Origin of the sequence: Streptomyces sp. NPDC058620, assembly GCF_042717135.1 — a bacterium.
GTDB lineage: Bacteria > Actinomycetota > Actinomycetes > Streptomycetales > Streptomycetaceae > Streptomyces.
In genome coordinates this window covers 379,329-389,671 of sequence record NZ_JBHXQO010000002.1, presented here as the reverse complement: position 1 = coordinate 389,671, position 10,343 = coordinate 379,329, and the positions used below count along the sequence as shown (strand labels likewise).

Here is a 10,343-nt window from a genome sequence, read left to right as displayed (position 1 = left end):
CCACCCGATTGGGTGATCGCCCTTTGCGATGTGACATCCCCGCCTTGCGGCAGGGACGGTCCTGAGGAGTCAGAGGACTCGCAGGGTCACTTGACCTCGACGGAAGCGCCGGCGGCCTTGAGGGACTCGGCAGCCTTGTCAGCGGCCTCCTTGGCGACCTTCTCGAGGACGGGCTTCGGGGCGCCGTCGACGAGGTCCTTGGCCTCCTTGAGACCCAGCGAGGTCAGCTCACGCACGACCTTGATGACCTGGATCTTCTTGTCACCGGCGGCGGTGAGGACGACGTCGAACTCGTCCTGCTCCTCAACGGCCTCGGCGGCCGGGCCGGCGCCCGCGGGACCGGCAACGGCGACCGCGGCGGCGGCGGTGACGTCGAACTTCTCCTCGAACGCCTTAACGAACTCGGAGAGCTCGATGAGGGTGAGCTCCTCGAACTGGGCGAGCAGGTCTTCCTGGCTGAGCTTCGCCATGATGGCGTCCTTCCACTAATTCGGCAGGTGCCGGATGTATATGTCGGCGGGCGTACGTGGTGCCCGCTGGACCACCGAGTGGTTACTCGGCAGCCTCGGCGGGAGCCGGCGTACCGGCACCGCCCTGCTCGGCCATCTTGGCGCGAAGCGCTTCCGCGGTGCGGACGAACTTCGACGGCAGAGCCTGGAAGAGCTGCGCAGTCTGAGTCTGCTTGCCCTTCATGGCGCCGGCCAGCTTGGCGAGCAGAACCTCGCGGGACTCGAGGTCCGCGAGCTTCTTGATCTCATCGGCGGACAGCGCCTTACCGTCAAGGACACCGCCCTTGATGATGAGGTTGGGGTTCTCCTTGGCGAAGTCACGAAGACCCTTCGCCGACTCCACCGGGTCACCGGTGATGAAGGCAACCGCCGTCGGACCCGAGAACAGGTCGTCCAGCGTGTCGATCCCGGCCTCGTTGGCCGCAATCTTGGTCAGCGTGTTCTTCACCACGGCGTACTGGGCGTTCTCACCGAGCGAACGACGCAGCGTCTTGAGCTGCGCCACGGTGAGACCCCGGTACTCGGTCAGCACGGCGGCGTTCGAGCTGCGGAACTGGTCCGTCAGCTCGGCTACCGCGGCAGCCTTGTCGGGCCTTGCCATGAGCGTCGGCCTCCTTCCGGGTGATGAGGACCGCTCAGAAGGAACCGGAAAAAACAAAACGCCCCGGCACAAGTGCCAGGGCGTAGCTCAACCGCACGAAGTCCGGGAGCTTTCCACAGTCACCTGCGCAGGTCGTCCGTCTCCGACGGATCCTTCGGTCACCGGTCCCTCTTTCGAGAGCACAGCAACGACCAGCGGTCTTTGGCTTCTTCAGGAGAGTACGCGACCCGGGGCACGCGGAGCAAATCCGTCCCGGTTCGGGTGGTGCGGGAGGTTTGGAACGCGGACGGCCGGGGCCGGTCCGGCCCCGGAACCGCGCCTGCGGGAACGGGGACGGGCCCCGCACCTGGGAAGGTGCGGGGCCCGTCGGAATGCCGTGACGCGGCTACCGGGTGAGCACGGGGGCTCAGACGGAGGCCGGGTCCTCCTCGACGAGGAGGTTGCGCACGCGGTTGGAGTCCAGCGGGATGCCGGGGCCCATCGTCGTGCTCATGACCGCCTTCTTGATGAAGCGGCCCTTCGCTGCGGACGGCTTCAGACGGAGGATCTCCTCCAGCGCCGCGGCGTAGTTCTCGACCAGCTTCGTGTCATCGAAGGAAACCTTGCCGATGATGAAGTGCAGGTTCGAGTGCTTGTCGACGCGGAACTCGATCTTGCCGCCCTTGATGTCGTTGACAGCCTTGACGACATCGGGGGTGACGGTGCCGGTCTTCGGGTTCGGCATCAGACCACGCGGACCGAGCACGCGGCCCAGGCGGCCGACCTTGCCCATGAGGTCCGGAGTGGCGACGACGGCGTCGAAGTCCAGACGGCCCTTCGCCACCTCGTCGATGAGCTCGTCGGCGCCGACGATGTCGGCGCCCGCGGCTTCCGCGGCCGCAGCACGGTCACCGGTCGCGAAGACCAGGACCCGGGCGGTCTTGCCGGTGCCGTGCGGGAGGTTCACGGTGCCACGGACCATCTGGTCGGCCTTGCGAGGGTCAACACCCAGGCAGAACGCGACCTCGACGGTGCCGTCGAACTTGGTGGCGGCGGTGTCCTTGGCGATACGGACGGCCTCGAGCGGGGCGTAGGTGCGCTCCCGGTCGATCTTGGCGTCCGCAGCGCGGAGGTTCTTGCTGCGCTTCACTTCTACTCCTGTGGTTTCAGAGTGTGGAGTCGTGGTGCGGACCAGCGCTTGGTCCTACCACTGAGGGCTTGAAGGGCTGGATCAGCCTTCGACCGTGATGCCCATGGAGCGGGCGGTGCCAGCGATGATCTTCGACGCGGCGTCGAGGTCGTTGGCGTTCAGGTCGGGGAGCTTCGTCGTGGCGATCTCGCGGACCTGGGCAGCCGTCAGCTTGGCAACCTTGGTCTTGTGCGGCTCGCCGGAGCCCTTGTCCACACCCGCGGCCTTGAGGATCAGCTTGGCGGCCGGCGGAGTCTTCGTGATGAAGGTGAAGGAGCGGTCGTCGTAGACCGTGATCTCCACCGGCACGACCATGCCACGCTGCGACTCGGTCGCGGCGTTGTAGGCCTTGCAGAACTCCATGATGTTGACGCCGTGCTGGCCCAGTGCGGGGCCGACCGGCGGAGCCGGGTTGGCCGCACCGGCGTTGATCTGGAGCTTGATAAGCCCCGTGACCTTCTTCTTCTTGGGAGGCATTGCTCTCTCCGGGTCCTAGTGAGAGTTTTTCGCCATCATCCGGTCATCCGGATGCAGGCATACCGCACAACGATAACGGGTATAGCTGCGCGACCAAAAACCGAGCAGGTCAGACGGCTGCGAGAGCCTGTCTGACCTGCTCGGTAGGCATGTGTCCAGAAACCTGCGGAAGCTGCTAGTTCTTCTGGATCTGGTCGAAGCTGAGCTCGACCGGGGTCTCGCGACCGAAGATCTCGACGAGGCCCTTGACCTTCTTCGAGTCGGCGTTGATCTCGTTGATCGTCGCCTGGAGCGTCGCGAACGGGCCGTCGGTGACGGTGACCGAGTCACCCACCTCGAAGTCCAGCACCTGGACCTCGACCTTGCGGGACGGAGCCGGCTTGCCCTCGGCCTCGGCGGCCTCGCGGGCTGCCTTCTCCTCGGCCTCGGGGGCGAGCATCTTGACGATCTCGTCGAGGGTCAGCGGGTACGGGTCGTAGGCGTTGCCCACGAAGCCGGTGACGCCGGGAGTGTTGCGGACAACGCCCCAGGACTCGTTCGTCAGGTCCATGCGCACCAGGACGTAACCCGGGAGCTTGTTCTGACGGACGTTCTTCCGCTCACCGTTCTTGATCTGAACGATCTCTTCCTCGGGGACTTCCGCCTGGTAGACGAACTCCTCGACGTTGAGCGAGACGGCGCGCTGCTCAAGGTTGGCCTTCACGCGCTTCTCGTAACCGGCGTACGTGTGGATGACGTACCACTCGCCGGGGAGAGTGCGGAGCTCCTCGCGAAGGGCGGCGACGGGGTCGACGGGGGCGGCCGGCTCGGCCTCTTCCTCGTCGGCGCTCTCGTCGTCGGCGGCCTCGGCCACCTCTTCGTCAGCGAGCTCTTCGTCGGACTCCTCGTCCGCGGACTCTTCAGCGTCGGACTCGACGTGCATGGCGGCCTCCTCGGAGGGCTCACCTGCGGCTTCGTCGGCAGCTTCGGCCTGGTCGGGCTCCACGGAGTCCGCCGCCTCAACGATGTCGAGCTCGTCCTCGGCGGACTCGACGGCGTCCACCGTAGGTTCGGCGGCGTCGTTCAGGTTCGGGTCAGACACGATGGCTGCTTCTTCCTGGATACAAATGGGTGGAACATGCGAAAGGGGCGCCGGTGAGGCGCCCTCCGCGGGATCAGCCGAAGACGTACTTGATGGCCCGCGCGAATCCGAAGTCAATCACGGTAACGAGGCCGATCATGACGACTACGAACACAATCACCACGGATGTGTACGTCGTCAGCTGATTGCGAGTCGGCCAGACGACCTTGCGCAACTCGGCGACGATCTGGCGGTAGAACAGCGCGAGACGGCCCAGGGGGCCCTTCTTGCCGCGCTTACCGCCCTTCCGAGTCTTCTTCTTCGACTCGGGGACTTCATCCTCGGCATCAGGCATGTCGATGGAGCCCACGGCGTCCGTCACGCTACTCACCTGATTCCGGGTCGTGGCCGTGCCGCGCCCGGGGGAGCCGCACGACTGTGCAATGAAGTACGTACATGCGCACACATCCTGGCGAAGATGTGTGTAGCAGGGCCGGAGGGACTTGAACCCCCAACCGCTGGTTTTGGAGACCAGTGCTCTACCAATTGAGCTACGACCCTTTGTGGTTTCCCCCAACCTACCGCATCCTCCCGGATGGACCGGGTGCGGAAACGGTGTGGCTGGTGAAGGCCAACGACAGGTGAGTGTACGTGCTCACGGCCTCCGCGTCGAACAGATAGGAACCGACCGGTCCTGTCCGCATGCTGTCCGAGTGCTGTCCGGTCCCTGAAACCCGTGTGCCGACGCCTTTTCCGGTCTGGGAGCATGGGCGCCATGAGCGCTGCAACTTCTCCCTCCGAGCGTCGGGTCTCCGCCCGCATCGGTGCGATTTCCGAGTCCGCGACCCTCGCCGTCGACGCCAAGGCCAAGGCCCTGAAGGCCGCCGGCCGTCCGGTGATCGGCTTCGGCGCCGGTGAGCCCGACTTCCCGACGCCCGACTACATCGTCGAAGCCGCGGTCGAGGCATGCCGCAACCCGAAGTACCACCGCTACACCCCGGCCGGCGGGCTCCCCGAGCTCAAGGCCGCCATCGCAGAGAAGACGCTGCGCGACTCCGGCTACGAGGTCGACGCCTCCCAGGTCCTGGTGACCAACGGCGGCAAGCAGGCCATCTACCAGGCATTCGCCGCGATCCTCGACCCGGGCGACGAGGTCATCGTCCCGGCTCCCTACTGGACCACCTACCCGGAGTCCATCCGTCTCGCCGGCGGTGTCCCCGTCGAGGTGGTGGCCGACGAGACCACCGGCTACCGGGTCTCCGTCGAGCAGCTCGAAGCGGCGCGCACCGAGCGCACGAAGGTCGTCCTCTTCGTCTCGCCGTCCAACCCGACCGGCGCCGTCTACAGCGAGGCCGACGCCGAGGCGATCGGCCGCTGGGCCGTCGAGCACGGCCTTTGGGTGCTGACCGACGAGATCTACGAGCACCTCGTCTACGGCGACGCCACCTTCACCTCGCTCCCGGCGATCCTGCCCGAGCTGCGTGACAAGTGCATCGTGGTCAACGGTGTCGCCAAGACGTACGCGATGACCGGCTGGCGTGTCGGGTGGATCATCGGCCCCAAGGACGTGGTGAAGGCCGCGACCAACCTGCAGTCGCACGCCACCTCCAACGTCTCCAACGTGGCCCAGATCGCCGCGCTGGCCGCCGTGTCCGGGAACCTGGACGCGGTCGCCGAGATGCGCACCGCCTTCGACCGCCGCCGGCAGACCATCGTGCGGATGCTCAACGAGATCGAGGGCGTCGTGTGCCCGGTTCCGGAGGGTGCGTTCTACGTCTACCCCTCGGTGAAGGGGCTGCTCGGCAAGGAACTCCGCGGCAAGCGTCCGGCCACCTCGGTCGAGCTCGCGGCGCTCATCCTGGACGAGGCCGAGGTCGCCGTCGTACCGGGTGAGGCATTCGGTACGCCGGGCTACCTGCGGCTGTCGTACGCGCTCGGTGACGCGGACCTCGCCGAGGGCGTCTCGCGGCTCCAGAAGCTGCTGGGCGAGGCCAAGGACTGACCGCTCGCCCGTCTCACCCGTCGAACAGGCAGACCCCCGGCTTCCGCCCGGGGGTCTGCTTTTTTGTCCGGGGGTCAGTTTTTTTGTTCGATGACCGGCCCAAGAGGGAAAGCGGCTACCGCGACGCCCCGCCCGTACGGCAGGATCTTGGGATGGAGCGTGACGTACGGCTGTTGCCCAAGGCCCACCTGCACCTGCACTTCACCGGGTCGATGCGGCCCACGACGCTGCTCGAACTCGCCGACAAGTACGGCGTGCGCCTGCCCGAGGCGCTGACCGGGGGCGAGCCGCCGAGTCTGCGGGCGACGGACGAGCGGGGCTGGTTCCGTTTCCAGCGCCTCTACGACATCGCCCGGTCCTGTCTGCGGTCGCCGGAGGACATTCAGCGGCTCGTGCGCGAGGCCGCCCAGGAGGATGTGGCGGACGGCTCGGGGTGGCTGGAGATCCAGGTCGACCCCACCTCGTACGCCCCGCTGCTCGGCGGGCTGATTCCGGCGATCGAGATCATCCTCGACGCCGTGGACTCCGCGGCCCGGGACACCGGGCTCGGCATCCGGGTCGTGATCGCGGCCAACCGCATGAAGCATCCGCTGGAGGCGCGGACGCTGGCGCGGCTGGCCGTGCGGTACGCGGACCGCGGCGTCGTCGGCTTCGGGCTCTCCAACGACGAACGCCGCGGGATGGCCCGTGACTTCGACCGGGCCTTCGCCATCGCCCGCGAGGGCGGGCTGCTCGCGGCCCCGCACGGCGGCGAGCTCTCCGGCCCTTCGAGCGTGCGGGACTGCCTGGACGACCTCGACGCCTCCCGCATCGGGCACGGCGTACGGGCCGCCGAGGACCCGCGGCTGCTGCGCAAGCTGGCGGAGAGCGGGGTGACCTGCGAGGTCTGCCCGGCCTCCAACGTGGCGCTCGGGGTCTACGAGAAGCCGACGGACGTACCGATTCGCACGCTCTTCGAAGCGGGCGTGCCGATGGCGCTCGGTGCGGACGATCCGCTGCTCTTCGGCTCCCGGCTGGCCGCCCAGTACGACTTCGTGCGCCGGCACCACGCCTTCACGGACGAGGAACTGGCCGAGCTGGCGCGGCAGTCCGTACGGGGGTCGGCGGCGCCGGCGGACGTACGGGAGAAGCTGCTCGGCGGGATCGACGACTGGCTCGGCTGATTCCGGGCAGCAGGGGCGCGGTCACGCCGGCGCGCGGCGCGACGGACTGGACCTCCGTACGTCCGCCGAAGCTGACCGACGGGCCGCGTCCTACAGGCTGACGCCGACCGTCACGGGTTCGTTGACGAGCGTGACGCCGAACGCCTCGTGGACACCGGCCACGACGTCGCGGGCGAGCGCGAGGAGGTCCTCGGTGGTCGCGTCGCCCCGGTTGGTGAGGGCGAGCGTGTGCTTGGTGGAGATGCGGGCCGGGCCCGTCCCGTACCCCTTGGTGAAGCCGGCCTTGTCGATCAGCCAGGCCGCGGAGGTCTTGGTGCTGCCGTCGGCCGCGGGGAACGCGGGAGGCGTCACGTCGTCGCCCAGGCGGTCCTTGGCCCGGGCGAGGAACGCCTCGTACTGCGCCGGTTCCAGGACGGGGTTGGTGAAGAAGGACCCGGCCGACCAGGTGTCGTGGTCCTGGGGGTCCAGGACCATGCCCTTGCCCGCACGGAGCCGCAGGACCGTTTCCCGGGCATCCTTCGCGGGAACGCGCTCGCCCTGCTCCACGCCCATGGCGCGTGCCGTCTCGGCGTAGCGGAGGGGGGCGGACAGGCCGTTGGCGTCCTCCAGCTCGAAGCGGACGCGGAGCACCACGTAGCGGTCGGGTTCGGCCTTGAAGCGGCTGTGACGGTACGAGAAGGCGCACGCGGCGTTCGGGAGGGTGACCGTTTCGCGGGTGCGGCGGTCGTAGGCGACGACCTCCGAGATGGTGGAGGACACCTCCTGGCCGTACGCACCGACGTTCTGGATCGGTGTCGCGCCGGCGGAGCCCGGGATTCCGGCGAGGCACTCGATGCCCGCGAGGCCCGCCTCGACCGTGCGGGCGACGGCGTCGGTCCAGACCTCTCCCGCGGCCAGCTCCAGCGTCGTACCGGACAGGGCGTAGCCCTTCGTCGCGATACGCAGCGCGGTGCCCTCGAAGCCCTTGTCGCCGATGACCAGGTTGGAGCCGCCGCCGATCACCAGGAGCGGCGTGGACGTCTCGTCGGCCTCGCGCACGGCGGCGACCACCTCGGCGTCGGTGGTGGCCGTGAGGAGGCGGGTCGCGGGTCCGCCGAGCCGGAAGGTGGTCAGGGGGGCGAGGGGGGCATCGTGGAGTTCCTGCACGGGGACAAGAGTACGGTCCGTGGCCCCAACGCTCGGGCGGGGCCACGGACCGTACGGCCGGAGGAGCCGGTCAGGCGGCGACAGGGGTGCGGTCCCCGGCCGGCTCGGGGTGCGGGGCCGCGGCCGCGCGGCGGCCGGGGATCAGCAGGGCGACGAGCGCGGCCAGCGCCACCGCCGCGGCGCCGATCCAGAGAGCCGGAACGGTCCCGTCCGAGAACGCCTGGGGGGATGCGTACCCGCCACGGGCGGCGAAGACGGACGCGAGCACGGCGACCCCGAGCGCGCCGCCGACCTCCCGCAGCGCGTTGATGGCCCCGGAGGCGATGCCCTGCTCGCCGCTCCGGACGCTGGACATCACGAGGCTGGCGGCGGGGGCGAAGTACATCGCCATGCCGATGCCGCCGATGATCAGGCCCGGCAGCTGGGCGGCGTAACTCACATCCGGGGCGAGGACCGTCGCGAAGAGCGCGAGGCCGAGGGCCTGGAGGGCGAGCCCGGTCACGACGACCGGACGGCCGCCGAAGCGGTCGGAGAGATATCCGGCCATGGGGGCAACCAGCAGTGGCATCCCGGTCCACGGAAGCATCCGGAGACCGGCCTCGGTGGGCGAGTAACCGAGGGCGCTCTGAAGGAACTGGCTGAGCAGGAAGATCGAACCGAACATCCCCAGGAACATCAGCAGGCCGGCGACATTGATCCCGAAGAAGGCGCGGTCGCGGAAGAGCCTCATGGGGAGCATCGGGTTCTTCGCCGTGAAGCCGTGGTGCACGAACCCGGCCAGGAGCGCGGCCCCCACGGACAGGCCGGCCAGGACGGTGGGGCTGGTCCAGCCGTCGCCTGTGGCGCTGACCAGCGCGTAGACGATGCCGAAGAGGCCGCCGCTGACCAGAAGGGTGCCGGGGACGTCGAGCCGTGCGTCCGGGGCGTACGACTCGCGCAGGCGCATCCGGGCCACCGGGAGCAGGATCAGCCCGACCGGGACGTTCAGCCAGAAGATCCACTGCCAGGAGAGGTGCTCGGTGAGACTGCCGCCGACGAGCGGCCCGCCGGCGACGGCGAGGCCGGTGACGGCGCCGAAGACGCCGAGAGCCATGCCGCGCCGGGCCTCCGGGACGGCGGCGGTGAGCAGGGTGAGGGTCAGCGGCATCATGATCGCCGCGCCGACGCCCTGGACCGCGCGGAAGGCGATGAGTTCGTTGATACCGGGCGAGAGGGCGGCCGCGGCGGAGGCTCCGGTGAAGACGGCGAGGCCCACCACGAAGAGCCTGCGGCGGCCGAACCGGTCGCCGAGGGCGGCGCCGGACATCAGCAGGACGGCGAAGGTGAGTGTGTAGGCGTTCACCGTCCATTCGAGCTCTTCGAGTCCGCCGCCGAGGCTCTCCTTGATGGACGGCAGGGCGGTGGTCACGACGAGGTTGTCCAGGGCGGCCATGAAGCCCGCGACGCTGGTGATGACGAGGGCCCAGACCGCTCCCCCTCGACTGGCTGTGTGCTGGTCCACTGCTCCCCCAAGGGGTTAGTTATTGATGACTAACTTTCATGGGCAGAAAACCGGGCCGAACCCGGCCCGCGCTGTTCACCCGGCGGGCGGGCCGACCGGCTTGGACGAGTCGTAGAACCCGGACCAGATGCGATGGTCCGCCGGGAAGCCCAGCGAAGCCAGGGTGTTGATGAGCATGCCGTACGCCAGGAACGTGGTGGTCTCGTTCTGGTCCGCCCCCAGAACGAGGTGGACCTCGTCCCACATCCGGACCCAGCCCCTGCGCACCGACTCGCCGAACTCGCGGTCCCCCGACGCCTCGGCCGCGGCGATGGCCGCGTACATCTGCATCTGCATCAGCAGCTTGTCGGCGTCGTCGACGATGAGCCGCTGGTACGCCGCCGCCATGGCGTGGAGCGCTTCCTCCCCCTCCAGCCCCTCGGCGGCCTCCATGAACACCTTCCGGGTCTCCACGAGGCAGCGCTCGGAAGCGGCGAGGAACATGGCCTGCTTGTTCGGGAAGAGACGGAAGAGGTACGGCTGCGAGACGCCCACCCGCTTGGCGATCGCCTCGGTGGAGGTCCCGTGGTACCCCCCGCGGGCGAACTCGGTGATCGCCGCCCGCACGACACTCTCGCGCCGGTCCTCCGCACTCATCCTTGGCATGCGGCTAAGTTATTGCTCAATCACTAACTTTGCAAGGGGATACCAGGAGCGCGGTAAGGGGCGCCCCTCCT

The 10,343-nt window shown here is 68.6% G+C and carries 11 protein-coding genes and 1 tRNA gene; 2 read left to right on the top strand and 10 right to left on the bottom strand.

Features of this window, described 5'->3' with window-relative positions; genetic code table 11:
* Positions 1-86 precede the first annotated feature (86 nt).
* From rplL to ACFWSK_RS04240, 7 genes are all read right to left on the bottom strand, one after another.
* Positions 87-470 carry a 50S ribosomal protein L7/L12 gene (gene rplL / locus ACFWSK_RS04270; RefSeq protein WP_383781721.1) on the bottom strand — a complete coding sequence of 128 codons (384 nt, stop codon included), beginning with the start codon at positions 468-470 and terminating at the stop codon, positions 87-89.
* An 82-nt stretch (positions 471-552) separates the two neighbouring features.
* Positions 553-1,110, bottom strand: coding sequence for a 50S ribosomal protein L10 (gene rplJ, locus ACFWSK_RS04265; RefSeq protein WP_383781718.1), 558 nt, complete (start codon positions 1,108-1,110; stop codon positions 553-555).
* 406 nt (positions 1,111-1,516) lie between these two features.
* Positions 1,517-2,239: a 50S ribosomal protein L1 gene (gene rplA / locus ACFWSK_RS04260; protein ID WP_383781716.1), complete on the bottom strand. Its 723-nt coding sequence runs from the start codon at positions 2,237-2,239 to the stop codon at positions 1,517-1,519.
* A gap of 81 nt (positions 2,240-2,320) precedes the next feature.
* The gene (gene rplK, locus ACFWSK_RS04255) at positions 2,321-2,755 is read right to left on the bottom strand and encodes a 50S ribosomal protein L11 (protein ID WP_024494105.1); all 435 of its coding nucleotides are present in this window, start codon (positions 2,753-2,755) and stop codon (positions 2,321-2,323) included.
* A 175-nt stretch (positions 2,756-2,930) separates the two neighbouring features.
* Entirely contained in the window at positions 2,931-3,836 is a 906-nt protein-coding gene (gene nusG, locus ACFWSK_RS04250) for a transcription termination/antitermination protein NusG (protein WP_383781713.1), read from the bottom strand.
* A 73-nt stretch (positions 3,837-3,909) separates the two neighbouring features.
* Positions 3,910-4,197: a preprotein translocase subunit SecE gene (gene secE / locus ACFWSK_RS04245; RefSeq protein ID WP_383781710.1), complete on the bottom strand. Its 288-nt coding sequence runs from the start codon at positions 4,195-4,197 to the stop codon at positions 3,910-3,912.
* Positions 4,198-4,303: 106 nt separating this feature from the next.
* Positions 4,304-4,376: transfer RNA gene (locus ACFWSK_RS04240), tRNA-Trp, on the bottom strand.
* A 214-nt stretch (positions 4,377-4,590) separates the two neighbouring features.
* Between ACFWSK_RS04240 and ACFWSK_RS04235 the strand changes: the two genes are divergently transcribed.
* Together ACFWSK_RS04235 and ACFWSK_RS04230 are read left to right on the top strand one after the other, a co-directional pair.
* Entirely contained in the window at positions 4,591-5,817 is a 1,227-nt protein-coding gene (locus ACFWSK_RS04235) for a pyridoxal phosphate-dependent aminotransferase (RefSeq protein WP_383781707.1), read from the top strand.
* Positions 5,818-5,969: 152 nt separating this feature from the next.
* Positions 5,970-6,980, top strand: a complete 1,011-nt coding sequence (locus tag ACFWSK_RS04230; RefSeq protein WP_383781704.1) for an adenosine deaminase — start codon at positions 5,970-5,972, stop codon at positions 6,978-6,980.
* 90 nt (positions 6,981-7,070) lie between these two features.
* Here ACFWSK_RS04230 and ACFWSK_RS04225 read toward each other — a convergent pair whose 3' ends face one another.
* From ACFWSK_RS04225 to ACFWSK_RS04215, 3 genes are all read right to left on the bottom strand, one after another.
* Positions 7,071-8,126 carry a UDP-N-acetylmuramate dehydrogenase gene (locus ACFWSK_RS04225; RefSeq protein ID WP_383781701.1) on the bottom strand — a complete coding sequence of 352 codons (1,056 nt, stop codon included), beginning with the start codon at positions 8,124-8,126 and terminating at the stop codon, positions 7,071-7,073.
* Between the two features lie 70 nt (positions 8,127-8,196).
* Positions 8,197-9,627, bottom strand: coding sequence for a DHA2 family efflux MFS transporter permease subunit (locus tag ACFWSK_RS04220; RefSeq protein WP_383781699.1), 1,431 nt, complete (start codon positions 9,625-9,627; stop codon positions 8,197-8,199).
* Between the two features lie 75 nt (positions 9,628-9,702).
* On the bottom strand, positions 9,703-10,263 hold the full coding sequence (locus tag ACFWSK_RS04215; RefSeq protein WP_383781928.1) for a TetR/AcrR family transcriptional regulator: 561 nt from the start codon (positions 10,261-10,263) through the stop codon (positions 9,703-9,705).
* Positions 10,264-10,343 lie beyond the last annotated feature (80 nt).

Bases quoted from the DNA above. Each gene is read 5' to 3' on its own strand.
- ACFWSK_RS04235 (WP_383781707.1), top strand. From the start codon at position 4,591: ATGAGCGCTGCAACTTCTCCCTCCGAGCGTCGGGTCTCCGCCCGCATC.
- rplJ (WP_383781718.1), bottom strand. From the start codon at position 1,110: ATGGCAAGGCCCGACAAGGCTGCCGCGGTAGCCGAGCTGACGGACCAG.
- rplK (WP_024494105.1), bottom strand. From the start codon at position 2,755: ATGCCTCCCAAGAAGAAGAAGGTCACGGGGCTTATCAAGCTCCAGATC.
- ACFWSK_RS04230 (WP_383781704.1), top strand. From the start codon at position 5,970: ATGGAGCGTGACGTACGGCTGTTGCCCAAGGCCCACCTGCACCTGCAC.
- rplL (WP_383781721.1), bottom strand. From the start codon at position 470: ATGGCGAAGCTCAGCCAGGAAGACCTGCTCGCCCAGTTCGAGGAGCTC.
- ACFWSK_RS04215 (WP_383781928.1), bottom strand. From the start codon at position 10,263: ATGAGTGCGGAGGACCGGCGCGAGAGTGTCGTGCGGGCGGCGATCACC.